The organism is Tabrizicola flagellatus (genome assembly GCF_046295235.1).
Classification (GTDB): Bacteria; Pseudomonadota; Alphaproteobacteria; order Rhodobacterales; family Rhodobacteraceae; genus Tabrizicola; species Tabrizicola flagellata_A.
Genome location: NZ_JBKBLV010000039.1, coordinates 1 through 25583, shown reverse-complemented (window position 1 = coordinate 25583; position 25583 = coordinate 1). Strand labels below are relative to the sequence as shown.

Annotated in this window: 26 protein-coding genes and 1 tRNA gene; 16 read left to right on the top strand and 11 right to left on the bottom strand. The window is 67.3% G+C overall.

Annotated elements, in window-relative coordinates; genetic code table 11:
• Nucleotides 1-33 precede the first annotated feature (33 nt).
• On the top strand, nt 34-954 hold the full coding sequence (locus tag ACK4IU_RS15330) for a DMT family transporter (RefSeq protein WP_409736745.1): 921 nt from the start codon (nt 34-36) through the stop codon (nt 952-954).
• Between the two features lie 78 nt (nt 955-1032).
• Here ACK4IU_RS15330 and ACK4IU_RS15325 read toward each other — a convergent pair whose 3' ends face one another.
• Together ACK4IU_RS15325 and ACK4IU_RS15320 are read right to left on the bottom strand one after the other, a co-directional pair.
• Nucleotides 1033-2151, bottom strand: a complete 1119-nt coding sequence (locus tag ACK4IU_RS15325; RefSeq protein ID WP_409736743.1) for an aromatic ring-hydroxylating oxygenase subunit alpha — start codon at nt 2149-2151, stop codon at nt 1033-1035.
• A gap of 53 nt (nt 2152-2204) precedes the next feature.
• Complete coding sequence (locus ACK4IU_RS15320; RefSeq protein WP_149588088.1) at nt 2205-2666, bottom strand: Lrp/AsnC family transcriptional regulator; 462 nt, start codon at nt 2664-2666, stop codon at nt 2205-2207.
• 105 nt (nt 2667-2771) lie between these two features.
• On the opposite strand from ACK4IU_RS15320, the gene putA reads away from it, so the two are divergent.
• The 5 genes from putA (at nt 2772) to ACK4IU_RS15295 (ending at nt 9138) form a co-directional block, all read left to right on the top strand.
• Complete coding sequence (gene putA / locus ACK4IU_RS15315) at nt 2772-6221, top strand: bifunctional proline dehydrogenase/L-glutamate gamma-semialdehyde dehydrogenase PutA (RefSeq protein WP_409736740.1); 3450 nt, start codon at nt 2772-2774, stop codon at nt 6219-6221.
• 31 nt (nt 6222-6252) lie between these two features.
• Nucleotides 6253-6993 (top strand): rhomboid family intramembrane serine protease, encoded by a 741-nt coding sequence (locus tag ACK4IU_RS15310; RefSeq protein WP_409736738.1) that lies wholly within the window; start codon nt 6253-6255, stop codon nt 6991-6993.
• Nucleotides 6994-7044: 51 nt separating this feature from the next.
• Nucleotides 7045-7734, top strand: coding sequence for a DUF1194 domain-containing protein (locus ACK4IU_RS15305; protein WP_409736736.1), 690 nt, complete (start codon nt 7045-7047; stop codon nt 7732-7734).
• A gap of 114 nt (nt 7735-7848) precedes the next feature.
• Nucleotides 7849-8271, top strand: a complete 423-nt coding sequence (locus ACK4IU_RS15300; protein ID WP_149588084.1) for a L,D-transpeptidase — start codon at nt 7849-7851, stop codon at nt 8269-8271.
• An 81-nt stretch (nt 8272-8352) separates the two neighbouring features.
• Entirely contained in the window at nt 8353-9138 is a 786-nt protein-coding gene (locus tag ACK4IU_RS15295; RefSeq protein ID WP_409736734.1) for an inositol monophosphatase family protein, read from the top strand.
• 69 nt (nt 9139-9207) lie between these two features.
• On the opposite strand, the gene ACK4IU_RS15290 is transcribed toward ACK4IU_RS15295, so the two are convergent.
• From ACK4IU_RS15290 to ACK4IU_RS15280, 3 genes are all read right to left on the bottom strand, one after another.
• The gene (locus ACK4IU_RS15290; RefSeq protein ID WP_409736732.1) at nt 9208-10182 is read right to left on the bottom strand and encodes a hypothetical protein; all 975 of its coding nucleotides are present in this window, start codon (nt 10180-10182) and stop codon (nt 9208-9210) included.
• The gene (locus ACK4IU_RS15285) at nt 10179-10970 is read right to left on the bottom strand and encodes a dimethylarginine dimethylaminohydrolase family protein (protein WP_409736730.1); all 792 of its coding nucleotides are present in this window, start codon (nt 10968-10970) and stop codon (nt 10179-10181) included. Before ACK4IU_RS15285 ends, ACK4IU_RS15290 begins: the two co-directional genes overlap by 4 nt.
• Before the next feature lie 98 nt (nt 10971-11068).
• Nucleotides 11069-11152 (bottom strand) — tRNA-Tyr (locus ACK4IU_RS15280).
• Between the two features lie 119 nt (nt 11153-11271).
• Here ACK4IU_RS15280 and rlmB point away from each other — a divergent pair.
• Nucleotides 11272-12060 carry a 23S rRNA (guanosine(2251)-2'-O)-methyltransferase RlmB gene (gene rlmB / locus ACK4IU_RS15275; RefSeq protein WP_409736728.1) on the top strand — a complete coding sequence of 263 codons (789 nt, stop codon included), beginning with the start codon at nt 11272-11274 and terminating at the stop codon, nt 12058-12060.
• A gap of 168 nt (nt 12061-12228) precedes the next feature.
• The gene (locus ACK4IU_RS15270; protein ID WP_409736726.1) at nt 12229-12645 is read left to right on the top strand and encodes a CoA-binding protein; all 417 of its coding nucleotides are present in this window, start codon (nt 12229-12231) and stop codon (nt 12643-12645) included.
• Between the two features lie 48 nt (nt 12646-12693).
• On the opposite strand, the gene ACK4IU_RS15265 is transcribed toward ACK4IU_RS15270, so the two are convergent.
• Both ACK4IU_RS15265 and hisF read right to left on the bottom strand, forming a co-directional pair.
• Complete coding sequence (locus ACK4IU_RS15265) at nt 12694-12999, bottom strand: phosphoribosyl-ATP diphosphatase (protein ID WP_409736724.1); 306 nt, start codon at nt 12997-12999, stop codon at nt 12694-12696.
• 7 nt (nt 13000-13006) lie between these two features.
• Nucleotides 13007-13768 carry an imidazole glycerol phosphate synthase subunit HisF gene (gene hisF, locus ACK4IU_RS15260; RefSeq protein WP_409736722.1) on the bottom strand — a complete coding sequence of 254 codons (762 nt, stop codon included), beginning with the start codon at nt 13766-13768 and terminating at the stop codon, nt 13007-13009.
• Nucleotides 13769-13995: 227 nt separating this feature from the next.
• On the opposite strand from hisF, the gene ACK4IU_RS15255 reads away from it, so the two are divergent.
• Nucleotides 13996-14916, top strand: a complete 921-nt coding sequence (locus ACK4IU_RS15255; protein WP_409736720.1) for an HNH endonuclease — start codon at nt 13996-13998, stop codon at nt 14914-14916.
• A gap of 13 nt (nt 14917-14929) precedes the next feature.
• On the opposite strand, the gene hisA is transcribed toward ACK4IU_RS15255, so the two are convergent.
• Nucleotides 14930-15649, bottom strand: a complete 720-nt coding sequence (gene hisA, locus ACK4IU_RS15250) for a 1-(5-phosphoribosyl)-5-[(5-phosphoribosylamino)methylideneamino]imidazole-4-carboxamide isomerase (RefSeq protein ID WP_409736718.1) — start codon at nt 15647-15649, stop codon at nt 14930-14932.
• Nucleotides 15650-15791: 142 nt separating this feature from the next.
• On the opposite strand from hisA, the gene ACK4IU_RS15245 reads away from it, so the two are divergent.
• The gene (locus ACK4IU_RS15245) at nt 15792-16181 is read left to right on the top strand and encodes a DUF2147 domain-containing protein (protein ID WP_409736716.1); all 390 of its coding nucleotides are present in this window, start codon (nt 15792-15794) and stop codon (nt 16179-16181) included.
• Nucleotides 16182-16244: 63 nt separating this feature from the next.
• Nucleotides 16245-17132, top strand: coding sequence for a DMT family transporter (locus ACK4IU_RS15240; RefSeq protein WP_409736714.1), 888 nt, complete (start codon nt 16245-16247; stop codon nt 17130-17132).
• On the opposite strand, the gene hisH is transcribed toward ACK4IU_RS15240, so the two are convergent.
• Entirely contained in the window at nt 17129-17770 is a 642-nt protein-coding gene (gene hisH / locus ACK4IU_RS15235) for an imidazole glycerol phosphate synthase subunit HisH (RefSeq protein WP_409736712.1), read from the bottom strand. The genes ACK4IU_RS15240 and hisH overlap by 4 nt on opposite strands.
• Nucleotides 17771-17851: 81 nt before the next feature.
• Complete coding sequence (hisB, locus tag ACK4IU_RS15230) at nt 17852-18439, bottom strand: imidazoleglycerol-phosphate dehydratase HisB (protein WP_409736710.1); 588 nt, start codon at nt 18437-18439, stop codon at nt 17852-17854.
• Between the two features lie 268 nt (nt 18440-18707).
• Between hisB and ACK4IU_RS15225 the strand changes: the two genes are divergently transcribed.
• The 4 genes from ACK4IU_RS15225 to ACK4IU_RS15210 all read left to right on the top strand — a co-directional run bounded on the left by ACK4IU_RS15225 (nt 18708) and on the right by ACK4IU_RS15210 (nt 22823).
• The gene (locus ACK4IU_RS15225; protein ID WP_409736708.1) at nt 18708-20150 is read left to right on the top strand and encodes a mannose-1-phosphate guanylyltransferase/mannose-6-phosphate isomerase; all 1443 of its coding nucleotides are present in this window, start codon (nt 18708-18710) and stop codon (nt 20148-20150) included.
• Nucleotides 20147-20980 (top strand): hypothetical protein, encoded by an 834-nt coding sequence (locus ACK4IU_RS15220; protein ID WP_409736706.1) that lies wholly within the window; start codon nt 20147-20149, stop codon nt 20978-20980. The genes ACK4IU_RS15225 and ACK4IU_RS15220 overlap by 4 nt, the downstream gene beginning before the upstream one ends.
• 23 nt (nt 20981-21003) lie before the next feature.
• A complete protein-coding gene (locus ACK4IU_RS15215) occupies nt 21004-21582 on the top strand; it encodes an isopropylmalate isomerase (RefSeq protein ID WP_409736704.1) in 579 nt (192 codons plus the stop codon).
• Between the two features lie 548 nt (nt 21583-22130).
• Nucleotides 22131-22823 (top strand): sugar transferase, encoded by a 693-nt coding sequence (locus ACK4IU_RS15210; protein WP_409736702.1) that lies wholly within the window; start codon nt 22131-22133, stop codon nt 22821-22823.
• A gap of 415 nt (nt 22824-23238) precedes the next feature.
• Here the strand turns inward: ACK4IU_RS15210 and ACK4IU_RS15205 are convergent, their stop codons facing one another.
• On the bottom strand, nt 23239-23448 hold the full coding sequence (locus tag ACK4IU_RS15205) for a hypothetical protein (RefSeq protein ID WP_409736700.1): 210 nt from the start codon (nt 23446-23448) through the stop codon (nt 23239-23241).
• Nucleotides 23449-23793: 345 nt separating this feature from the next.
• On the opposite strand from ACK4IU_RS15205, the gene ACK4IU_RS15200 reads away from it, so the two are divergent.
• A partial coding sequence (locus tag ACK4IU_RS15200) for an ABC transporter ATP-binding protein (RefSeq protein ID WP_409736698.1) occupies nt 23794-25583 on the top strand: 1790 nt, incomplete at its 3' end.

Sequence of the window (25583 nt, the reverse complement as noted above, 5' to 3'; positions counted from 1 at the left end):
CGTAAAGATGCCGTTACCCTGCCGGACCCTTCCATGCGCCCCCTCCGCGGCATTACGCTGAAACTCGCCTCGGTCATGGTGTTCATCGTCATGGCCTCGCTCATCAAGTCCACCGCAAGCCATGTCCCGGCGGGGCAGGCCGTGTTCTTCCGGTCGTTCTTCGCGATTCCGGTCATCGTGGCCTGGCTAGCCTGGCGGAAGGAACTGACGACGGGGCTCAAGACGGTGCAGCCCCTGGGCCATGTCTGGCGCGGGGTGGTGGGGACGATGGCGATGGGCCTCGGCTTCGCGGGCCTGGGCTACCTGCCGCTACCCGAGGTCACGGCGATCGGCTATGCCGCGCCGCTGCTGACGGTGGTCTTCGCCGCGATGTTCCTGGGCGAGGAGGTGCGGGCCTTCCGCATCTCGGCGGTGATCCTGGGGATGATCGGCGTGCTGATCGTGCTGGCGCCGCGGCTGTCCATCGACCCTGGTGCGGCGGGGGTGGCCGAGGCGCTGGGCGCGCTGCTGGTGCTGGGGGGCGCGGTCTTCGCGGCGCTGGCGCAGGTCTTCGTGCGCAAGCTGGTGATGACCGAGCAGACCTCGGCCATCGTCTTCTGGTTTTCGGTCACGGCGGCGGTGCTGTCGCTGGTCACGCTGCCCTTCGGCTGGGTCTGGCCCACGGTCGGCGAGACCGCGATCCTCATCGGCGCGGGGCTTCTGGGCGGGTTGGGGCAGATCCTGCTGACCTCCAGCTACCGCGAGGCCGATGCCTCGCTGGTGGCGCCCTTCGACTATGCCTCGATGATCTTCGCGCTGGGGATCGGCTATTTCGTGTTCAGCGAGGTGCCGACCTGGCCGATGCTGGGCGGAGCGGCGCTGATCGTGACGGCGGGCATCCTCATCATCTGGCGCGAACGGAAGCTCGGCCTCGAACGGGCGCGGCAGCGCAAGGCGATGACGCCGCAGGGATAGCCTCCTCGTTCGATTGCGTCTCCTCGTCGGAGCGTCGCCTCGCGAGGAGAAGCCGAAGGCGCACGACGAGCCGTCCGGTCAGAGGCCCAGACGGTCCACCACCCAAAGCCCCATCGCCTGCACCATGTCGTCGCGCCACGACAGCGGCCCCGGCCGGTAAAGCGCCGATCCCAGCGCGCGCTGCTGCTTTTCCAGGATGCCCACGTCTTCCTTCGCGACCCGTTCCCAGCGGTCGTAATAGGGTTCGGCCCGGGCCTGGAAGTCCGGCAAGGCCAGCCGGTCCTCGGGGAAGCAGCCGCCGACTTCCAGCAGCGTGCGGGACTCAGAGACCGGGATCGTGTTCAGCCACCACAGGCAATCCTGCGCCACGGCGAACTGGACGGTGGGGAAGACGACGGTGAAATAGGTCCCCATCCGCGCGTCGTCGTCCAGTCCGTCGATGGGCGGGAAGGGCGGCTGGTCGGTGCCCAAGGTGGCGATGGACCGGCCCGAGATGACCTGAATGGCAATCCAGTTGCCTTTCGTCGCCGGGGACCGCGATTGCTGCGCCCCCACGGTGTCGCGGTGGACGATGCCGGTGTGATAGGTCTCGACCGCGTTTTCCAGGATCAGCTTCCAGTTCGCGGCCACGTCCAGCGTCACCCGCCAGGTGCAGCGCATGGACCCCAGCTTGTGCGAGGCCATCCGGTCGGGGAAGTCGCCCAGGTGTTCGCGCAGGCTTGGCCCCTCGCGGGTGAACCGGGCGAAGACGAATCCCTCCCAATGGCCGAGGTCGAGCGCCACCAGCCCGTTTTCCACCTTGTCGAAGCCCTCGGCGTCCTTCATGTCCGGGCAGCCGTAGAGGCGGCCGTCGTTCAGATAGCTCCAGGCGTGGTAGGGGCAGGTGATCCGGCCGCCGACATTGCCCGACCCTTCAAGGAGGATCGAGCCGCGGTGGCGGCAGTAGTTGGCGAAGCAGCGCAGCAGCCCGTCATTGCCCCGGATCAGCACGATGGGCCCGCCGGGGCTGTCGAAGGCGCGGTAGTCGCCGGGGTTCGGCAGTTCTTCGGCGCGGCAGAGGAAGAACCAGTGCTTGAGGAACACCCGCTCGCGTTCCGCCGCAAAGATCGCCGGGTCGGTGTAGAACCCCGCCGGCATCGACCGCGCGCGGTTCAGCGGTCGGGTGGCGGCTTCGATCTCGGCGCGGTCAAGGCTCATCGGGGTCTCCTTCGCGGCCAGACTGCGTGCGGGAGCCGAGTCGGGCAAGCCCGTCAGAACACTTCCTTCACCGCCTCCATCGCGACGTAGGTCGAGGTCGAGGCGACATGGGGCAAGGCCGAGATCACCTCGCCCAGGACGCGGCGATAGCTCTGGATATCGGCGGTGCGGACCTTGAGCAGGTAGTCGAAGCTCGAGGCCATCATGTGACACTGTTCCACCTCGGGCACCGTCAGGACGGCCTTGTTGAAGGCGGTCAGTGCCGCCTCGCGCGTGTCCGACAGGCGCACCTCGACAAAGGCCACATGCGCCTGGCCCATCCTGATCGGGTCCAGGATCGCGCGGTAGCCGGTGATGATCCCGATCTCCTCCAGCCGCTTCATACGCGCCTGGGTGGGCGATTTCGACAGGCCGATCCGGCGGGCGAGTTCGACGGCGGCGATGCGCCCCTCGGTCTGGAGGACCCGCAGGATCGCAAGGTCGAAACGGTCCAGATCGGCGCGGTCATTTGGCATGCTGTTTTCTCGGTTTCAGCCCATGTTCGGCTGCATATAGCACAATCTTCAGGAAAACAGCCCGCGAATTTCGCGTTATGCTGGGCGGAAAGAAAGGTGCCCGCCATGAATACCATCACCGCCCCCGCCGCCTGGTCCGTCATCACCACCGGCACGCTGACCGACGAGACCGCGCTGGTGCAGCGCCTGGTGGCCGAGGCCGCGCTGGATGCGCCGGCCCGGGCCGCCATCGTGGCGCAGGGGGCGGACCTGGTAAAGCGGATCCGGGCCAGTGCGCGGCCCGGGCTGATGGAGGTCTTCCTCGCCGAATACGGGTTGTCCACCGACGAGGGCATCGCGCTGATGTGCCTGGCCGAGGCGCTTCTGCGGGTGCCGGATGCCGAGACGATGGACGCGCTGATCGAGGACAAGATCGCGCCCTCGGACTGGGGGCGGCACCTGGGGAAATCGGCGTCCAGCCTCGTCAACGCCTCGACCTGGGCCCTGATGCTGACCGGCAAGGTGCTGGACGACCGCGAGGGCGGCATCGCGGGCGCGCTGCGGGGTGCCGTGCGGCGGCTGGGCGAGCCGGTGATCCGCACCGCCGTCTCCCGCGCGATGAAGGAGATGGGGCGGAACTTCGTCCTGGGCGAGACGATCGACAAGGCGATGGACCGGGCCGAGGAGCTGGAGGCCAGAGGCTACACCTACAGCTACGACATGTTGGGCGAGGCCGCGCGGACCGAGGCCGATGCGCGGCGCTATCACCTGGCCTATTCGCGCGCCATCACCGCCATCGCGCGGGCCGCAAAGGGCAACGACATCCGCACAAACCCGGGCATCTCGGTCAAGCTCTCGGCACTCCATCCGCGCTATGAGGTCGCCAAGCATGACCGCGTTATGGAGGAGCTGGTGCCCCGTGTCCGGGCGCTCGCGACGCTGGCCAAGGCGGCGGGCCTCGGCTTCAACATCGACGCCGAAGAGGCCGACCGGCTGGCCCTGTCGCTGGAGGTGATCGAGGCCACGCTCTCCGACCCTGCTCTGAAGGGCTGGGACGGGTTCGGCGTGGTGGTGCAGGCCTATGGCCGCCGGGCAGGCGCGGTGATCGACTGGCTGCATGCGCTGGCCACCAGGCTTGACCGCAGGATCATGGTCCGCCTCGTCAAGGGCGCCTATTGGGACGCCGAGGTGAAGCGGGCGCAGGTCATGGGGCTGGAAAGCTTCCCGGTCTTCACCCGCAAGCAGGCGACGGATGTCAGCTACATCGCCAATGCCCGGAAGCTCCTGTCCCTGACCGACCGCATCTATCCCCAGTTCGCCACCCACAACGCCCATACCGTTGCCGCCATCCTGCACATCGCGGACCAGCAGGGCCTGACGCCGCTCGACTATGAATTCCAGCGCCTGCACGGGATGGGAGAACGCCTGCACGACATCGTGCTGACCGACCGGGGAACGCGCTGCCGGATCTATGCGCCGGTGGGGGCGCATCGCGACCTTCTGGCCTATCTGGTCCGCCGCCTCTTGGAGAACGGCGCGAATTCCAGCTTCGTCAACCAGATCGTCGATGAGGACGTGCCCCCGGAAACCGTCGCCGCCTGTCCGCTGACGGCGGTCGAGGGCCTGGCCGTGATCCCGAATCCGGCGCTGAAGACCGGGCCGCAGCTTTTCGGTGATCGGAAGAACAGCCGCGGCTGGGATCTGACCGATGCCGCCGATCTGGCCACGATCGAGGCCGCCCGCGCCCCCCATGCCGAAGATCGCCTCACTGCCGCCCCGCGCCTCGCGGGCCGGGTCGTGGGCGGGCCGCAACTGGCGGTCCTCAACCCGGCGACAGGCGCTCTGGTCGGCCATGTGACGACGGCGGGCCTGCCGGATGTGGACACCGCACTGCGCCTGGCCGAGCCCTGGGCCGCCGCTGCGCCCGAGCGGGCGACGGTGCTGAACCGTGCGGCCGACCGGATGGAGGCCGATTTCGGCCGCATCTTCGCGGTCCTCGCGCGCGAGGCCGGAAAGACCCTGTCCGATGCCGTCGCCGAACTGCGCGAGGCGGTGGATTTCCTGCGGTATTATGCGACCCAGACCGCCCAGCCGCATCCCGCGCGGGGTGTGTTCGCCTGTATCAGCCCCTGGAACTTTCCGCTGGCGATCTTCTGCGGCCAGATCGGAGCGGCGCTGGCGGCGGGGAACGCTGTCCTGGCCAAGCCTGCCGAACAGACCCCGCTGATCGCCGGAATCGCCGTCGATCACCTGCTGGCTGCCGGGGTGCCCGCGACCGCCTTGCAGCTCCTTCCCGGGGACGGCGCCATCGGTGCGGCCATCACCCGCGACCCGCGGGTGAACGGCGTGGCCTTCACTGGCTCGACCGAGACGGCGCAGGCGATCCGGCGGTCGATGGCCGACCACCTTGACCCGACCGCGCCGCTGATCGCGGAAACCGGCGGCCTGAACGCGATGCTGGTGGATTCGACCGCGCTGCCGGAACAGGCGGTGCGCGACATCATCGCGTCGTCCTTCCAGTCGGCGGGCCAGCGGTGCAGCGCGCTCCGCTGCCTCTATGTGCAGGAGGACGTGGCCGAGACCGTCACCGAAATGCTCTTCGGCGCGATGGAGGACCTGAGCCTTGGCGATCCCTGGCACCTTGCCACCGACATCGGCCCGGTGATCGATGCCGAGGCCCAGGCCGGCATCCGCGCCTATGTCGATGCCGCCCGCGCCGAGGGGCGGGTCCTGAAGGAGTTGAAGGCACCGGGGCAGGGGACCTTCATCGCCCCCGCCGTCCTGTCTGTGACCGGCATCGAGGACATGCCGCGCGAAATCTTCGGCCCGGTCCTGCACATCGCCAACTTCAAGGCGTCCGAGATCGACCGGGTGATCGCGTCCATCAACGCCATGGGCTATGGACTGACCTTCGGACTGCACTCCCGCATCGACGACCGGGTGCAGCACATCGTGGACGGCATCAGGGTCGGCAACACCTATGTCAACCGCAACCAGATCGGGGCGGTGGTGGGCAGTCAGCCTTTCGGCGGCGAGGGGCTGTCCGGCACCGGACCCAAGGCAGGCGGGCCTCACTACCTGACGCGGTTCACCAGGGCCCAGACACCTGCGGCGACACCGGACGATGCGACTACCTCGGCCGGCGTGGTCGGCAAGGCGCTGGCCGCCCCCTGGCCCGTGCTTGCCCCGATCACCGAGGACATGCCGGGTCCCACGGGCGAGTCGAACCGGTTGACGCTGACCCCCCGGGCGCCGCTGGTCTGTCTGGGGCCGGGCCGGGCCGCCGCGCTGGCGCAGGCCGAGGCGGTGCGCAAGCTTGGCGGCCATGCCGTCGAGGCACCCGGGCTCGCCCCCGAGGCTCTGACATCCCTGAAGGATTTCTCCGGCGCGCTGTGGTGGGGCGAGGCCGAGGCGGGCCGGGCCTATGCCCGGGCGCTTGCCGCGCGACCGGGCCCGATCCTGCCGCTGATCGGCACCCCCGACGCGGGCCATACGCATCTGGAGCGGCATCTGTGCATCGACACCACGGCCTCGGGCGGCAACGCCCAGCTTCTGGCTGCCGTGGCCGACGCTTGACGCACCTTCGCGGATCGGAAAGGCTGCGCCCATGTTTCCGATCCGCGATCACAATCCCTCGGGGAAGACCCCTTATGTCACCTTCGCGCTGATCGTGATCAACGTGCTGGTTTTCCTCGGCTACGTCTCGATGGATGACTGGGACCTGCAACGGTTCTTCATGACCTGGGGCCTTGTCCCGGCGCGCTTCACCTCGGGCGCGGGCCTGGAAACGCTGTTCACCTCGATGTTCCTGCACGGTGGTTTCCTGCATCTGGGCGGCAACATGCTGTTCCTCTGGATCTACGGCGACAACCTGGAAGAAGAGATGGGCCACGTCGGCTTTCTGGTCTTCTACCTCGCCTGCGGCGTCGCGGCGGGGCTGGCGCAGGCACTGCCCGATCCCGCATCGCCGATCCCGATGGTCGGGGCCTCGGGGGCGATTGCCGGTGTGATGGGTGGCTATCTTCTGATGTTCCCGCGGGCGAAGGTCGATGTGCTGTTCATCTTCATCATCTTCTTCCGCATCTTCGCGATCCCGGCCTGGGTCGTGCTGGGCCTGTGGCTGGCGATCCAGATCTTTTCCGGCGTCTCGACCCCTTCGGATGTCGGTGGCGTGGCCTACTGGGCGCATGTCGGCGGCTTCGTCGCGGGGCTGGTGCTGACCCTGCCGGCCTGGCTGCGGCGCGGGGGGCAGGGCTACTGGCAAAGGACGGAAGGCCATCCCCCGCATCCCGAGACCCATTTCGAGGCCTCACGGTCGAACGTTCCGCTGATCCGCCGCCGGCGCTGATCCCCTAGGCGTATCGCCCGTCCTGGCCTAGGATCGCCGGCGGAGGCCCCGATGCTTCGCCTTGCGGTTCTTGCCCTCTGCCTTGCCGCGCCCGCTCGCGCCGAGTGCCGGCTTGCGCTGGCCCTAGCGGTCGATGTCTCGCGCTCGATCGACGCGCAGGACTATGTCATCCAGACCGAGGGGCTGGCCGGGGCACTGTCCGATCCCGAAGTGCGCCGTGCGATCCTCGGTCCCGAAGGCCGCGTCGCGCTGGCCATCTACCACTGGTCGGGAAACGGTGCGCAGGACCTGGTGCAGGACTGGGTCATGCTCGACAGCCCCGAGGCGCTGGACGGGGTGATCTGGACCCTGCGCCGCACCCCACGCCCCGAGGCGCGGCTGGCGACCGCGCTGGGCGACGCGCTGCGCTATGGCCGTGCGCTGATGGAGAGCGCGCCCGAATGCGAAAGGCGGGTCATCGACGTGGCCGGGGACGGGCAGAACAACGAGGGCATCTCGGTCGCGCGGACTTACGAGCGCGAGGATTTCACCGGCATCACCGTCAACGGTCTGGCAGTGGGCGAGCACGAGGCGGGCCTTCTGGACTACTACCGGAGCCAGGTTATCCGCGGCCCCGGCGCCTTCGTCGAAAGCGCGCCGCGGCAGACCGACTACCCCGCCGCGATCCGCCGCAAGCTTCTGCGCGAGCTTCGGGGCCCCGAGATCGGCGCGCTTGAAACAGCGATCCAGGACGCCGGTTGACCCAAACCCGCCACAATCCCGGGAATCCGGACCGGATTTTTGCCGGTTTTTCATTGACTAATGTGCAGGAGCGGGAATGCTGCCCGTGATTGGTCGATATATTCGGAGGTTTCCATGCGCCGCCATTTTGCCGCGCTTGCCGTGATACTGGCCCTCATGCCGGGCCATGCCCTTGCGGAACGGGTTCTGGCCCGGGTCTCGATTTCCTCGCAGACCATGAAGGTCTATCACGAGGGCCGGCTGCTTTACACCTGGCCGGTCTCGACCGCGAAACCCGGCAAGATCACTCCGACCGGTACCTTCGCGCCCGAATTCCTGTCGAAGAACCACCGCTCGCGCCGCTACAACAACGCGCCGATGCCCTTTGCGATCTTCTACGACGGGCACTACGCGATCCACGGCACCGACCAGATCAAGAAGCTGGGCGCCCCGGCCAGCCGCGGCTGCGTGCGGCTGCATCCCGACAACGCCAAGATCCTGTTCAACATGGTCAAGGCCGAAGGGATGGAGAACATGCGGGTGGTGATCGTCCAGTAGCAAGCTTAGGCGGGCCGCCCCCTTTCTTTCCCGCCCCCGACCCGCTATAGCGCCGGGCTTGAAAAGCTGCGGGAGCGGATGATGCAGGGCTCGGCCAACCTCAACCTGATGATCAAGGCGGCACGCAAGGCGGGGCGCAGCCTGGTCAAGGATTTCCGCGAGGTCGAGAACCTCCAGGTCTCGACCAAGGGGCCGGGCGATTTCGTGTCGAAAGCTGACCGCGAGGCGGAGCGGCTGATCAAGGAGGAACTCCTTGGCGGGCGGCCAACCTATGGCTGGCTTGGCGAGGAGACCGGCGGCACTGCCGGGGCCGACCCGACCCGGCGCTGGATCGTCGATCCGCTGGACGGGACGACGAACTTCCTGCACGGGATGCCGCACTGGGCGGTGTCGATCGCGCTGGAGCACAAGGGCGAGATCGTCTCGGCGGTGGTCTATGACCCGGCCAAGGACGAGATGTTCTGGGCCGAGAAGGGCGCGGGCTGCTGGCTGAACGACAACCGCCGCCTGCGGGTCTCGGGCCGCCGCGCGATGCACGAGGCGGTGTTCGCGACCGGCGTGCCCTTCGGGGCAAAATCGACGCTGCCCGCGATGCTGAAGGATCTGGGCCGGCTGATGCCCGCCTGCGCCGGGGTGCGGCGCTGGGGGGCGGCGGCGCTGGACCTCGCCTATGTCGCCGCCGGCCGCTTCGACGGCTACTGGGAGCGCGAGCTGTCCGCCTGGGACGTGGCGGCGGGCGTGCTTCTGGTCAAGGAGGCCGGCGGTCTGGTCGAAGGTCTGCGCGAGGGGACCGATCCGCTGGATGGCGCGCTGATCGCCGCGAACGACGCGCTGTTCAAGCCGCTGGCCGACACGCTGCGCGCCTGACGGCAGCGCGTTCCCTCCTCGTACGCCTGCGGCTTCTCGTCGGGGCGTCCCGACCGCGACTCCGTGGGGTCAACGGATCCAGAGCCCCTCACGCTTGAGCCGGTTGCGGATCATCTGCTCGCGCCGGGGCAGGTCGGCCCGGTCGAACAGCGCCCGCGCCTTTGCCCCCTCGCCCTGGATCACCATCCGCTTGAACGCCCCCCAGTGCCGCAGCACCGGGCGCAGGGCGGAATCGGCGGCGATCGCCTCCAGCACCTCGACCGCCCGGTCCGCCTCGCGCGCGTAGAGCAGCGGCAGGGTGCGGTAATGGCAGGTGGCTGTGCCGTCGAGCGCCGCCAGCTCCGGCCCTGGCCGCCCGCCGCCGAAGGAATGGATCACCAGCGGCAGGGCGATCTGGTCGAGCCAGGGGTAAAGTTCCTGACAGACCAGCTCTTCGGGTGGAGCATCGCGGATCTCGCGCGCCCAGGCGAGGAAGCGGTTGCCGAAGGCGCGGGGGCTTTCGTGGAAGAACCAGCCCGCGTTGAAGTAGAGGAAGCGCTGCCAGTAGTCCTCGGGCCAGCTGCGGTCGAGGCTGGTCTCGAACTCCAGCCCGAAGCGGTCGTACAGGGATTTCCAGGTCCGGGTCGGCGTAGGGCCGTAAAGTTCCACCTTCGGCCAGGTGTTCTCGCGCCGCATCGAGGCGGAGGGCCTGGCAAAATCGAACGGGATCGCACTGACCGGCCCGGTCACCAGCGTGTCGGTGTCGAGGAACAGGAAGGGCGCGTCCGGCAGGGCGGCCAGGGCCTCGATCTTGTTGCCGTGCGCGTAGTCGGAGCCGAAGACGCGCGTCTCGAAGGGCAGGATCACGGCGCCAAGCCCGGTCAGCACGCGGCGCGTCCGGTCCGACATCCGCGGATCCTCGGCCCATTTCGGCCCCGGTTGCGGCTCGGCGATGTAGAGCGTGCCCGAAAAGTCCGGGTCGGACAGACGCAGCGAGGCCGCCAGCAGGATTGCCTCGTGTTCCAGCCGCCCAGCCTGCGCGATGGCGAGGATGTTGAAGCTCATGCGGGCGTGAAGCGCAGGGAGAGGCAGGACATGCCGCCGTCCAGCTTTGCGCATTCCGAATTGCCGATCTCGCGGACCTGGTAGCCCGCCGCATCCAGGAGATCTCGGGTCCGGGGGAAGCCCGCCGGCATCAGCACCAGGTCGTTGAAGCGGATGGTGTTGGCGGCAGCCTCCTCGCCCTCGGGCACGTCGATGATCCGGTAACCGGCGAAACAGCCCGAGGCCGAAAGCCGCGTCGTGGACAGGATCGTCTCTGCGTCGAGAAGCGAGCAGTCGGTCTTGACGTGCAGGATGCCCGGCGGCGTGTGGACCTCGCGCACCTTATGGCCCCAGGGGGCGACAAGGCGGGCGAGTTCGGCGATGCCGGCGGCATTGGTGCGGGCCGAGCGGCCGACGAGAATCTCGCGCTCGGTCACCAGGATGTCGCCGCCCTCGATGAAACTCTCGGGGCCGGTGATCGCCATAACCTCGCGATAAAGCGCGGCGAGATTCGGCGCCATCTCGGCGGCCTCGCCCAGGCGCGAGGGCGCTGCGGGGCGCATGACGACGGCGCCTTCCGGCAGGCAGAGCGCAGTGTCCTCGACGAACACGCTGTCGGGGAAGGCGTCAAGCGGCGGAAGCTCCACGACGGTCGCGCCCGTCTCGCGCAGGGCGGCGACATAGGCGGCGTGGTGGTCCAGCATCCGCGTCAGGTCCGGGCTGCCGGTATCGACAGCGCGCAGGCCCCGGATGATCGAGGCCGCCGGTCGGCGGGTGATGGCATGGGTAAAGCGGATGGAGGCGGACATGGCGGGGCCGAAGGATGCACCTCGGGTGTCGCATCCCGCACCGGGCTGCGCAAGAGCATACGGCCGGGGCGGGTGTATGCGGAACATGTGTAGAAGAATGGTGGGCGACCCTGGAATCGAACCAGGCATGGGTCGCCCCGGGGGAGTTACAGTCCCCTGCCGCACCTTGCAGCTCGTCGCCCGCCGGTGGTCCGTCTACTCAAGGGGGCGGGGGGCGTCAAGGGTGAAGGGGCAAGATTTCGGCTTGCATCGGAGGCCGGGGCCGCGCAATGGTCCGGGCTGGTTTTCGAGGGATGCGCAGATGGCGGCTGGCGGCAAGAAACCGGCCTGGGTGGTGGAGAAGGAGCGCGGCGAGCGGCGCGAAGCGCGGGAAACCGTGTGGCTGTTCGGCCTGCACGCGGTGCGCGACGCGCTGATGAACCCCCGGCGCGAGAAGCTGCGGCTGGTGGTCACGAAAAACGCGCTGGACAAGCTGGAGGCGGCGGTTGCGGCCTCGGGCATGGTGCCGGAGGTGGTGGAACCGCGCCGGTTCAACGTGCCGATCGACGAGGGCTCGGTCCATCAGGGCGCGGCGGTCGAGGTGCGCCCGCTGAACTGGGGCAAGTTCACAGATGTCTGCGCGGCCGGCGAGGGCCTGCCGCTGGTCATCCTGCTGGACCGAGTAACCGACCCGCACAACGTGGGGGCCATCCTGCGCTCGGCCGAGGTCTTCGGGGCCCGCGCCGTCATCGCTCCGAAGCATCACTCGGCGCCGGAAACCGGGGCGCTGGCCAAGACGGCAAGCGGCGCGCTGGAGCGGCAGCCCTATCTGAAGGTCACCAATCTCGCCGAGGCCATGGAGGCCTTGAAGGACATGGGCTTCACGCTGATCGGTCTGGACGGCCAGGCGCCGGTCACCCTGGCCGATGCGGTGGCGGATGTGGGCGGGCGGCCGATCGGGCTGGTGCTGGGCGCCGAAGGCCCGGGCCTTCGGGAAAAGACGCGCGAGACCTGCGACGTGCTGGCGCGGATCCCCTTTGCCGGGGCCTTCGGCAGCCTCAACGTGTCCAACGCGGCAGCAGTGTCGCTGTACGCCGCGACACGGCCATGACTTCTTCCCCGTTCACGTCTTTGCGACAGGTCTTCAAGGTCGCATTCAGCTTTCTAAATGACATTGAAGAGGCACGGGACCGGAACCCCGTACTTCTCTTCACTGTCCCTCGTTCCGCGACTTGGCGCCTGAGGTTCCCTCGGGCGCCTTTTTCCTGCCGGAGGTGCCATGCCCAGCGATGCCGACATCCGTGACATCCTGACTTCGGTCAAGACCATCGCCCTCGTGGGCTGGTCGCCCAAGCCCGACCGCCCCAGTCACCGGGTGGCCGAGTTCCTGAAACACAAGGGCTATCGCGTGATCCCGGTGAACCCCGGACAGGCGGGGCAGCAGGCACTGGGCGAAACGGTGGTGGCCACGCTGGCCGAGGCGGCTTCGGTCGCGCCCATCGACATGGTCGACATCTTCCGCCGCAGCGAGGAAGCCGGTGCGGTGGCGGACGAGGCGGTGCGCATCGGCGCCAGGGTGGTCTGGATGCAGATCGGAGTGGTCGACGAGGCCGCGGCCTCGCGCGCCCGCAATGCCGGCCTGCGGGTGGTGATGAACCGCTGCCCGGCCATCGAGATTCCGCACCTCGGGATTTGACAGCCCGGTCCGCTGGTCATCGGTCGGGCCTTGCTGCTGGCCTGCGGATCAGCGCCCGGCCTTCTCGGCGATGCCCGAGGTGCCCTCGCGGCGCTCCAGCTCTTTCAGAACGTCTTGCAGCGTCACATCGCGGGCGGCGAGCATGACGAGCAGGTGGTAAATGACATCCGCGGCTTCGGAGGTCAGTCGCGCCCGGTCACCCTTCACCGCCTCGATGATGGCTTCCACCGCTTCCTCGCCGAACTTCTCGGCACATTTCTCGGGTCCCTTGGCAAGAAGCTTTGCGGTCCATGAAGTTTCCGGGTCGGCCCCCTTTCGGGCGGCGATGGTGGAGGCGAGGCGTTCGAGGGTCATCTGAGCCTCACGAAAGGCGGACAGGGATGCCGGCTGCGGCCATGTGCGCCTTGGCCTGGCTGATGGTGAATGTGCCGAAATGGAAGATCGAGGCGGCGAGCACGGCGGAGGCGTGCCCCTCGATGATCCCCTCGACCAGGTGGTCCAGCGTGCCGACGCCTCCCGAGGCAATCACGGGGATGTCCACCGCATCGGCGATGGCGCGGGTCAGGGGGATGTTGAAACCCGCGCGGGTGCCGTCGCGGTCCATCGAGGTCAGAAGGATCTCTCCGGCACCCTTGGCGGCGACGGTGCGGGCAAAGTCCACAGCGTCGATCCCCGTGGCGCGTCGTCCGCCGTGGGTGAAGATCTCCCATTTGCCGGGCGAGACGGTCTTGGCGTCGATGGCGACGACGATGCACTGGCTGCCGAAGCGGTCGGCGGCCTCGGCGACCACGTCGGGGCGGGCCACGGCGGCGGAGTTGAAGCTGACCTTGTCAGCCCCGGCGAGGAGGAGCTTGCGAACGTCCTCGGGGGTGCGGACGCCGCCCCCGACCGTGAGGGGCATGAAGCACTGCTCGGCCGTCCGGGTGACGAGGTCATACATGGTCGCCCGGTTGTCCTCGGTCGCCATGATGTCGAGAAAGCAGAGCTCGTCCGCCCCGGCGGCATCGTAGGCCTTCGCTGCCTCGACCGGGTCGCCGGCATCGACCAGATCGACGAAGTTCACGCCCTTCACCACACGGCCGTCGGCCACGTCGAGACATGGTATGATGCGGGTCTTGAGCATGGGGGAGGAATGGCCCGGGCAGGACGGAAAAGCAAGCGGGTTCGACAAACCGGTTGTCCACGGTGGACATTTCCGGATTATCGTTCAGAAGCAGATGGTTGCTCGTGGGCGTTAGGGATTTCGAAACCCGTTGGTTAATGGCCTGACGCCATCCCCGCCACCCTTCCCCAGCGCAATCGGCTTGCGAACGGACTTGCGCAGACCCGGCATTCTGCTTTCCTGGACGCATGACAAAGCTGGTTTTGCTGCACAGGGCTGACTCGATCTACGAGGACGTGCCGGACCGGGTCTACGACTTTCCGCGCCGCTATCTGGCGACGGTGGAGCAGGGGGTGGGCGACTGGGCGGTCTACTACGAGCCGGTGAAGGCCGGCGCGCGCGGTTATTTCGCTGTGGCGAAGATCGCAAGCGTGATCCCGAAACCCGGGGCCGAGGGCCGGTTCCTGGCGCTGATCGCGCCGAACACCTATCTGGAATTCGACCGCGAGGTGGCGCGTCTGCGCGACGGGCGACCGTTCGAATCCGCCCTGGCGGCGCCCGACGGCAGCCCGATCGCCGGGGGCGCGCAGCAGCTTGCGGTGCGCAGGCTGCCAGAGGCCGAGTTCGCCGAGATCGTCCGCGCCGGCCTTCCTGCCGATCTGCAAGAGATCGAGGCCCGGCGCTATGACCCGCAGCCCGCCGGGATGGCAGAGCCCCCGGCCCCCTTCCAGCGCCCGGTGATCGAACAGCTGACCAGCCGCCCCTACCGCGACGTGGCATTTCGGCGGAAGGTGCGCGCGGCCTATGACAATCGCTGCGCGATGTCCGGCCTGCGGCTTAGGAACGGCGGCGGGCGGCCCGAGGTCAATGCGGCGCATATCCGGCCGGTTGCGCATCAGGGCAGCGACGCGGTCTGGAACGGGCTGGCCCTGTCGGGCACGTTGCACTGGATGTTCGACCGGGGCCTTCTGTCGGTGGCCGACGACCACTCGATCCTCGTTTCGCACAACAAGGTGCCACGCGATGTCTCGGACCGGCTGATCGTTCCTTCAGGCAAGCTGGTTCTGCCGGCCGATCCGCGCTCCCGACCGCATCCGCAGAACCTGAAATGGCACCGGGAAAATGTTTTCGGCCAGATGCCGCTGGAGGGGCCGCGGCCCTGGGACTGAGGCGGCCTGCACCTCAGCCCTTCAGCGCCGCCAGCGCCTGGGCCAGGTCGATCGCCCCGTCATAAAGCGCGCGGCCCGAGATCGCCCCGGCGATGACCCCGGTATCGCGCAGCACGAGGAGGTCCTCCATGCGGGAGACGCCGCCCGAGGCGATGACCGGGATCGAGACGGCGCGGGCCAGCGCCGCCGTCGCCTCGATGTTCGGGCCCTGCATGGCGCCGTCGCGGTCGATGTCAGTGTAGATGATCGCGGCGACACCGGCGTCTTCAAAACTCCGGGCAAGGTCGGTGGCGATGACGTCGGTCTCGGTCGCCCAGCCCTTGGTGGCGACGCGGCCCTTTCGGGCGTCGATGCCGACGGCGACCTTGCCGGGGAAGTCTTTCGCAGCCTCGCGCACGAGGGCCGGATTTTCCACGGCCACGGTGCCGAGGATCACGCGGGCAAGGCCCTTCTCCAGCCACATTGCGATGGTCGCCATGTCGCGGATGCCGCCGCCGAGCTGGGCGGGGACCGTCACGGCCTTCAGGATCGCCTCGACTGCCGCGCCGTTCACCGGCTGTCCCGCGAAGGCGCCGTTCAGGTCCACGAGGTGCAGCCATGCGCAGCCCGCGGCCTGGAACTTCTGCGCTTGCGCCGCGGGGTTGTCGCCGAACACGGTGGCGGCCTCCATCTCTCCGCGCAGGAGGCGGACGCACTGGCCGTCCTTCAGGTCGATGGCGGGGTAGAGGATCATGCGCGGCACCCTGGTCTGGTCGCGCCGGTCTTTGGCATGGGGCGCGCGGAATGAAAAGACCGCAGACGCGACCCCACGTCATGCTTGATCGGTGCGGCGACTGGCGCAAACTCGGGCGAGGGGAACATTGAGGAGGATACCCATGAAGGTTTTCGCATTGGCCGCCGCCTTGGCGATCTTTGGCGGTGCGGCCCTTGCCGACCCGGTTGAAGGCGTCTGGCAGACCCGCAAGGACGACAATGGCAAATATGGCCATGTGCAGATCAAGCCCTGCGGCAAGGCCTTTTGCGGCACGCTGATCAAGGCCTTCGACAGCGATGGCAAGGAAATCGACAGCCCCAACATCGGCAAGCGCATCGTCTGGGACATGGTGGCTTATCCGGACGGGCTGTACGATGACGGCAAGATCTGGTCGCCAGACCGCGACAAGACCTACAACGGCGACATGACGTTGAAGGGCAACAGCCTGTCGGTGCGTGGCTGCGTGCTGGGCATCTGCCGCGACGGCGGCACCTGGAAGCGGGTGAAGTAAGCGCAGGATCCGGGTCGCGCGCGGCGGACGCCCTGGCTAGATCGGCTGGCGGAGGTGCCCACGATGACCCGGAATGACTGGCTGCTGCTTGGTGTCCTGTCCCTGCTGTGGGGCGGATCCTTCCTGTTCGCCGAGATCGCGCTGACCGGCCTGCCGGTGCTGACCATCGTCTGGGGGCGGGTTGCGCTGGCGGCGCTGATCCTGGGTCTCGTGCTGGCTGTCACCCGGGTGGGACTGCCGCCGCGGCGCGCCTGGCCGGCGCTTCTGGTAATGGGGCTGTTCAACAACGCGCTGCCCTTCACGCTGCTGGTGACGGCGCAGGGGCAGATCACCGGGGCGCTGGCCTCGGTTCTGAATGCGACGACTCCGCTTTTCACCCTGATGGTGGCGCATCTGGCGACGCGGGACGAGCGGATCACGGCGGCAAAGGCTGCGGGGATCGGGCTCGGCTTTGCCGGGGTCGTCGTCCTGCTGGCCGGCGAGGGTCTTGGCGGGGAAGCGGTCGCGATGGGGGCCTGCCTTGCGGCGGCGCTGTCCTATGGCATCGCCGGGGTCTGGGGGCGCCGGTTCCGCGCCATGGGTATTGCGCCGCTGGCGACGGCCTTCGGGCAGGTCGTGGCGAGCAGTCTGCTCCTCCTTCCGGTCTGGCTGGTGGCGGATTCGCCCTGGACGCTGGGCTGGCCGGGGAAAGGGCCGGTGCTGGCGGTGATCGCGCTGGCCGGGCTGTCCACGGCGCTGGCCTATCTGATCTATTTCCGCCTGCTGGCCCGCGCCGGGGCGACGAACCTGTCGCTGGTGACCTTCCTGATCCCGGTCAGTGCCAGCCTCATGGGCTGGATGGTTCTGGACGAGCGGCTGGAGCCCGCGCAACTGGCGGGGCTTGCCCTGATTCTGGCGGGTCTTGCGGTGATCGACGGGCGACTCTTTCGGCGGCGCGCGGCCGAGGTCTAGGGCCGCCAGCACAGGAAGTTCGCGATCAGGCGCAGACCCGGTCCCTGCGATTTCTCGGGGTGGAACTGGGTGCCGACGATGGTGTCGCGGCCGACGATGGCGGTGATGGGGCCACCATAGTCGCAGAAGGCCAGCCGGTGCGCCGGATCGGCGACGCGGAAGTGGTAGGAGTGGACGAAATAGGCGTGATCGCCCGTGGCGATGCCCTCAAGCACCGGGTGCGGGCGTTCCACGACCAGATCGTTCCAGCCCATGTGCGGCACCTTGAGGGACCGGTCGGCGGGCTCGATCCTGACGACATCGCCGGGGATCCAGCCGAAGCCTTCGGTCAGGCGGTATTCGTGCCCGCGCGAGGCCAGCATCTGCATGCCGACGCAGATGCCGAGGAAGGGGCGGGCGCGGCGGATCACGGCCTCCTCGATGGCCTCGAACAGCCCGCCATAGCTGCCGAGCGCCGCCCGGCAGGCCGGAAAGGCGCCGTCGCCGGGCAGGACGATCCGGTCGGCGCGCGCCACGTCCTCGGGGCGGGAGGTGACGAGGATGTCGCCGCCGCCCGTCTCGGCCGCCATGCGCTGAAAGGCCTTCTCGGCCGAGTGCAGGTTGCCGGAATCGTAATCGACAAGGACGGTCAGGGGCATGCGTTCGGTCTTCTCAAGTGCGGGCAAGAGTTTTCGAGAACTCTTGCGGGTCTTTTCGAAAGAATGTGCGGCGCCCGGTCGCTAAAGGGCGCCCTTGGTGGAGGGAAGCGCGTCGCCGAGGCGGGGATCGGGTTCCACCGCCTGGCGCAGGGCGCGGGCGACGGCCTTGAAGGCGGCTTCGGCGATGTGGTGGCTGTTCAGCCCGTGCAGCTTGTCCACATGCAGGGTAATGCCGCCATGGGTGGCCAGCGCCTGGAAGAATTCGCGCACCAGTTCCGTGTCGAAGGTGCCGATCTTCGGTGTCGGGAAATCGACGGTCCAGACCAGAAAGGGCCGCGCGGACAGGTCCAGCGCGCAGGCGATCTGCGCATCGTCCATCGCCAGCCGGAAATGGCCATAGCGGCGGATGCCGCGCTTGTCGCCCAGGGCCTTCGCCAGCGCCTGGCCTAGCGCGATGCCCGTGTCCTCGACCGTATGGTGGTCGTCGATATGCAGGTCGCCCTTTGCCCGCACGGTCAGGTCGATGAGGCTGTGCCGCGCCAGCTGGTCCAGCATGTGGTCGAAGAAGCCGACGCCGGTCTGGCAGTCGTGCCGGCCCGTGCCGTCCAGATTGACGGTGACCGAGATCGCGGTCTCGGCGGTGGTGCGGGTGACGGTGGCTTCGCGCATGGGCGGCTCTCCTGACGACGCGGGCGTTATAGGGCGCGGGGCGGGCGAGGGGAAGGCGGTTCGGCGCCTGCGGCCATGGGACCCGGAAAGTCCGCGCGGACGCGCCGCTTCCGCAATCCGCCCGTTGCGTCGGAGCACCGGTTGTATTCGGATGGCGATTGGTATCCCCTTTGCCCGATTCTGGGCTTAGTATTGCCCAGACTGGCAGCAAGACATTCGTGACGGCCTCGACCAGGGGCCGGACCTTGGTTTGGAGTTTGTTCAGGTCATGCCTGAGATCTTTCCGGTTCTTCTGTGCGGCGGGTCGGGAACCCGTCTCTGGCCCGTCTCGCGCAAGAGTTTTCCCAAGCAGTTCGTGCCGCTGACCGGGCAGGGCACGCTGTTCCAGGCGGCGGCGGGACGGATGCGCGGAGCCGACGGCGTGGCCGCGCCTCTGATCCTGACCAGTTCCGATTTCCGCTTCATCGTGGCCGAGCAGCTGGCGGCGGAAGGCATCCGTCCCGCCGCGATCCTTATCGAACCTGCGGCACGGAACACCGGCCCTGCAATTCTGGCCGCGGCGCTGCATCTGCTGACGGATCACCCCGAGGCGCTGATGCTGGTCATGCCGACCGACCACAGCATCCCGGACGTGGATGCCTTCCGCGCCGCCGTCGCGGCCGGGGTGCCACGGGCCGAGGCGGGGCAGATCGTGACCTTCGGCATCCGTCCCGACCGGCCGGAGACCGGCTATGGCTGGATCGAACTGGCGGCGGCCCCGGTCGATGGCCAGGCGCAGAAGGTGGCGCGTTTTGTCGAGAAGCCGCCGCTGGACAAGGCGCAGGCCATGCTGGCCGAAGGCCGGTATCTGTGGAACGCGGGCATCTTCCTGATCCAGGCGAAGGCCCTGGTCGCGGCCTTCGAGGCCCATGCCCCCGATCTGGTGGCCCCGGTGGCCGAGGCGGTGCGCGGGGCGCGGAGCGATCTGGATTTCCTGCGCCTGGCAGAGGGCCCCTGGGCCGGGGTGCGTGACATCTCTATCGACTATGCGGTGATGGAGCACGCCGCCAACATCGAGGTTGTCCCGCTTGGCGCCGCCTGGTCGGACCTGGGCGACTGGAACGCGGTCTGGCGCGAGAATGCCGGCGCGTCGGGCGGGGCGGTGACGCAGGGCCCGGTCACGGCGATGGATTGCGAGGGCAGTCTCTTGCGGTCCGAGGTCGAGGGGCAGCATGTCGTTGGGATCGGGCTGAAGGATCTGGTCGTGGTCGCAATGCCGGATGCCGTGCTGGTGGCCGACCGGGCGCGGGCGCAGGACGTCAAGACGGCGGTGGCGCAGTTGAAGGCGCGGTCCGTCCGGCAGGCCGAGGTCTTTCCCCGCGACCACCGGCCCTGGGGCTGGTTCGAGACGCTGGCGCTGGCCGACCGGTTCCAGGTCAAGCGCATCGTGGTCAAGCCCGGCGCGGCGCTCAGCCTGCAAAGCCATGTCCACCGGGCGGAGCACTGGATCGTCGTTTCGGGCACCGCGCAGGTGACGGTGGGCGAGGAGGTGAAGCTTCTTACCGAGAACCAGTCGGTCTATGTGCCGCTGGGCGCGATCCACCGGCTGGCCAATCCCGGCAAGGTGCCGGTGGTGCTGATCGAGGTGCAGACCGGCGCCTATCTGGGCGAGGACGACATCATCCGCTACGAGGACATCTACGCCCGTGGCGACGAAAAGACCGCGCGATGATGGACGGGGACGACATCCTGAACGGGCTGGCCATCGTGATGGCCCATCCCGATGACGAGGTCCTGTGGGCCTCGTCGGCGCTGAAGGCGGCTGGGAAGATCATCCTCGTCTATGGCGAATGGCCGGGTGCCGCGACGATCACCGAAGGTCGGCGCGAGGCGATGGCGGCCTTTCCGTTGCCGACGCTCGACTGGCTTGCTATGCCGGAAACGGGCGTGTTCGACAGCGCTTCCTGGCCCGAGGTGCGCGAGACCGACTACGGGCTGTATCCGCATCGCTCGCTGCGGATCCTGGACCATTTCAACCCGGATCAGTATCGCGCCCAGTTCGGCAAGCTGCGCGAAGTGCTGCGCCCGCGGCTGGCGGGCTTCCGGAACGTGATCGCGCATGGACCCTGGGGCGAATACGGGCACGAGGAACATGTGCTGGTCTTCCGCGCGGTGGCGAGCCTTGCGGCCGAGGTGGGGTTCCGGCTGTGGGTGCCGGCCTATGTGGGGCCGAAGTCCGAGGCGCTGATGCTGCGGAACCTGAGATACTTCGGCAAGCCGACGCCGCCGATGCCGATCGACGCGGCTTTCGCGGAAGAGATTGCCCGGATCTACAAGCGGACGCAGACCTGGACCTGGTCCGACAGCTATGTTTGGCCGGCGTCCGAGCATTTCCTGCCCTGGGTGGCTGAGGGGCTTCCGGACGGGCAGCGGGCCACGCCCGCCGATGTGCAGCGGATTGTGCTGCCGGCAGACAGCGATGCCTGGCGCAAGCATCTGCCCAAGCGGCGCGAGATGGCGCGCAAGCTGTTGTCCTGGCTGAACGCGCGTCGGGCGCGATAGGCGATGCGGATCGGACCGGGCGGATGCGCACGACGCTGACCTGCGCCTTCACGCAGTGGAGCCCGGGCCTCGGTGACAATCACTGGATGGGCTGGCTGACCGTCGCGGTCTATCTGCTGGCGGCCGTTGCCTCTGGCCTGGCGGCGCTTCAGTTGTCCGGGGCGGCGGGGTTGGACGGCCGCGAGCGGCGGTTCTGGATCCTGGCGGCGGGGCTGATGCTGGCCCTGGCGCTGAACAAGCAGCTGGACCTGCAAAGCCTTCTGACCATGATCGCGCGATGCCATTCCCAGCTGGCCGGCTGGTACGAGTCCCGGCGCCGGGTGCAGGTAGGCTTCATCCTTCTGGTAGCCGTTGGCGGGCTGGTGGTGCTTGGGTTGCTTGCGCTGTTCCTGCGAGGCATCCTGGGGCGGATCTGGCTGCCGCTGGTCGGGCTGGGGTTCGTCTGCGGTTTCGTCGTGGTGCGCGCGGCCAGCTTTCACCATGTGGATGTTGCGCTTGGCAGCGGGCTTGCGGGTATCAAGCTGAACTGGCTTCTGGAGCTGCCGGGTCCGACGCTGGTCGCCCTCGTCGCGATGCACCGGCGGGCACGCCTTCTGGCCTGATCGTCAGGAAAATCGAATCAAATCCAGCGGACCCAGCCCTCAATTGCCCGGCAAAGAGGCATCCAGACGAGCAACTGTGGTTGCCGGATCACTTTAACGGAAAATTCACCGTTTCGGAAAGCCGCACAATAAGATGGGCATGCGGCCCTGAAAGACCCGAGATGTGGCACCCCTGTTGCAAGGGGAAGATGCGGGCGGATCGGGTCGTCGCCGAGGCCTTATTTAAAAGGCGTTGGAAATCATAGAGGTGCTTTCAGCGCCTTTGGAGACCAGTATTCGGGCAGCCGTTCTCCCTGTCCGATCGCCGTTTTTCGCCTGCCGCATCAAGGCTGTTTGCGCACAACCATAGCGTGTAACTAAATGAGATTAAACCACTTTTCGGACAGTTGGGTCGGGATGTCCGCATTGCAGTAGCACGCTCCGGGTGGTAGAAGAACCAATGTGAGTGATCGAGGTGGCGAGTGCGAGAGTTTATTTTGGGCCCGCGGAAAACTGCCCGGGCTGCGGAAATTGGCTTAGCGATTGGCACCCTTGCGGAGGCGTTGCAGATGGACGTTCGTTCCGGACTGGCAGGGCAGGATTTCGAGCGGCCGTCCCCAAACGTAGCAGACGGTTGGGTACAGGTCCGTCGTCAGCCGCTCTACCGCCGCGTGATCAAGCGCTGGCTTGACGTTGCCTTTGTGGTCATGGCGCTTCCGATCGTGCTGCCGGTGGTGCTGACCCTTGCGGCGGTGCTCAAGGTCGGTGGCAGTTCGCCGTTCTACACGCAAGAGCGCGTCGGGCTGGGCGGCAAGACGTTCCGGCTTTGGAAACTGCGGACCATGGTCCCGGACGCCGAGGCGCGGCTTCAGGCCCATCTTCAGGAGAACGAGGCGGCCCGGCGCGAGTGGGATTCCTACCAGAAACTGTCGCACGACCCGCGCATCACCGAATTCGGCCAGTTCCTTCGCAAGAGTTCCCTGGACGAATTGCCGCAGCTGTGGAACGTGCTGATCGGCGACATGAGCCTGGTGGGTCCGCGGCCGATGATGCTGGATCAGCAGGATTTGTATCCCGGCAGTGCCTACTATGCCCTGCGGCCGGGCCTGACCGGAACCTGGCAGATCTCGGACCGCAATCAGTCAACCTTTGCCCAGCGTGCCGAGTTCGATGCCGAATACGAACGGAACCTGTCGTTCTTCAAGGATTTGAAGATCCTGCTGGCGACTGTGGGTGTGGTCCTGCGGGCGACTGGGAAGTAACGATCGACGTGGCATTTGCGTCCGGCCGGTGCTGGCGGATCCACCCGATCAACAGGACACCCGGCAGCAGCATCGTGAAACCCGTGGCCGGATAGGCGATCAGAACTGCCCAGATCGGAAATCCGTACAGAAAAAGGACCACCGAAACGCCGGCTGCGCCAAACATCGCGATCAGTAGCAGCCCCAACGCCATCCCCGTCCCCTTATCGGAGAAATTCCGCAAAATTACCGACCCGCGGCAGACTTCCAGATTAGGCTTATCGGGGCGTATGTCGAGATGCCAAAAGTGATTCAAGTTTACCGGTTCTGCGATTCGCTTTCTGGTTGGCAAGACTCGGCCGATATCAGTTGCCGATCTGGCGGCACTTCCGCCGATGACATCAGCCACGCGGGCAACCGACAATCGGCCCGACTTTCAGCCTGCCGTGGCATTCGGTTGCAGCCTATCGGGAGCCGGCGCGACGCTGGCCCGGACGCTCCACATCGACGCCCAGAGCAGCAGCGACATGCTGGAGACCACCGGGTAGGCGAGCAGTGCGACCCAGGTCGGAGCATCCAGAGAAAACGCCACAACCGTCGCAGCGATTCCGACGACAGCAGACAAGAGCAAGAACCCCGCAATCATTTCCTGTCCCCTCCAAAAGAAGCATGTGGCGATGCTGCTGTTCGCGCATGGCGGGAATATGGCCAAGCTTTGGTTAAAGTTCGTCTCGGTTTCGGGGCCGGGACGCCGAACCCGGCAGCATCAAATGTGGCACTTTGAGCATCCTTTCAGACCAATGAGCGGCGTCTTGGGTGTGCAGACTCCACGAGAAATCCCCGGATCCGGTCCGAGGCGCCGCCTTGCGACACCTTGGCGCATTCCCGGCGGCCGGTTTGCGGCTGCGGGCCGGGAACTGCTTCAGGATTGCCTTTCTTTTGTCACTCCCACGCAGCAAGGTGGCGCGGCCGCAGACCCGGGGGACGTGATTTGATCGGGACATATCGCAAGCTTTTTTCGCTGTTCGACCGGACCGAACGGCGCAGGTTCTGGATCCTGACCGGGGTCATGCTTCTGGTCGCCGCAGCCGAGATCGCAGGCATTTCGGCGGTCCTGATGCTACTGAACGTGCTTGCGGCCCCTGAAACCATCCAGTCGAGCCGGACCCTGTCGTGGCTGATGCACCTGTCGGGATTGGAAAGCGCGTTCAGCTTCCAGATCGGCCTTGCGTTGCTGGTGCTGTGCGTCGTCATGGCGGGCCTGGCGGTGAAGGCGCTGGGCACCTACGCCACGATCCGGTTCTCGCTGATGCGCGGCTATGCGATCTCGTCGCGGCTTCTGGCGGCATATCTCAGCCAGCCCTATGCCTGGTTCCTTGATCGCAACAGCGCCGAACTGGAAAAGAACGTCCTGAACGAAGTCGATGGCCTGGTGGACCGGGTGATTCTGCCCTGCCTGCGCCTGGTCGCGAACAGCCTTCTTGTCCTGGCGATCCTGGGCTTCCTGCTGCTGGTGGATCCGCTGGTCACCCTGTTCTCGGGTGGTGTTCTCGGCCTTGGCTACGGACTGATCTACCTGCGGTTCCGCGGGCGTCTGCACCGGCTGGGCCAGGTGATGATGGACGCCTTCGAGAACCGCTTCCTCGTCGCGCAGGAAGCCACCGGCGGGATCAAGGATGTCAAGCTGATGGGCCTTGAGGCAAGCTATGTGCGCAGCTATTCGACCGCGGCCCGGACGGCAGCGCAGTCGGGGGCGACGATGGGTGCCATGTCGGAACTGCCCCGATTTGCGCTGGAAGCGATCACCTTCGGCACCATGCTGGCGCTGATCCTGCTGCTTCTGCTGAAAAGCGGTGGCAATGTCACCGAGATCGTGCCGACCCTGGGCGTCATCGCCTTCTCGACCATGCGCCTTCTGCCTTCTTTGCAGCAGATCTATCACTCGCTGGTCGCGCTCAGGGGGGCGACCGCGATCCTTGACGCCATCGTGACCGATTTCAAGTCCACGCCGGCCCTGCCAATGGCCGATGCGGTGCGGACCGAGCCCCTGCGGCTGGAGCGCGCGCTGGAACTGGACGGGGTCAGCTTCGCCTATGCCCAGGCCGAAAAGCCGACGTTGCGCGGGGTGGATCTGGTGATCCCGGCCCGGACGACGGTGGGGATCGTCGGCGGGACAGGGGCGGGCAAGACGACGCTGGTCGACCTGATCCTGGGGCTCCTGACGCCGGACGAGGGCGAGATCCGGGTGGATGGGGTGCGGATCACGCCCGAGAACATGCGCGCCTGGCAGGGGACGCTGGGCTATGTGCCGCAGACGATCTTCCTGACCGACGAGACCATCGCCTCGAACATCGCCTTCGGCGTGCCGAAGGATCAGATCGATATGGCCGCCGTCGAGCGCGCGGCGCGAATCGCCGCCCTGCACGACTTTGTGGTGTCGGATCTGCCGCAGGGCTATCAGACCTTCGTGGGCGAACGGGGCGTGCGGCTGTCGGGGGGGCAACGTCAGCGCATCGGCATTGCCCGGGCGCTTTACCGCGACCCGACGCTTCTGATCATGGATGAGGCGACCTCGGCGCTGGACAACATCACCGAGCGGGTGGTGATGGAGGCGGTGAACCGCATCCGCGCCGACAAGACCATCATCCTGATCGCGCACCGGCTGACGACGGTAAAGACCTGCGACACGATCTTCCTGATGGACCGCGGCCGATTGCTGGCGCAGGGCAGCTATGACGAACTTCTGGCCGGCAATGCGACCTTCCGGCGCATGGTCGCCGG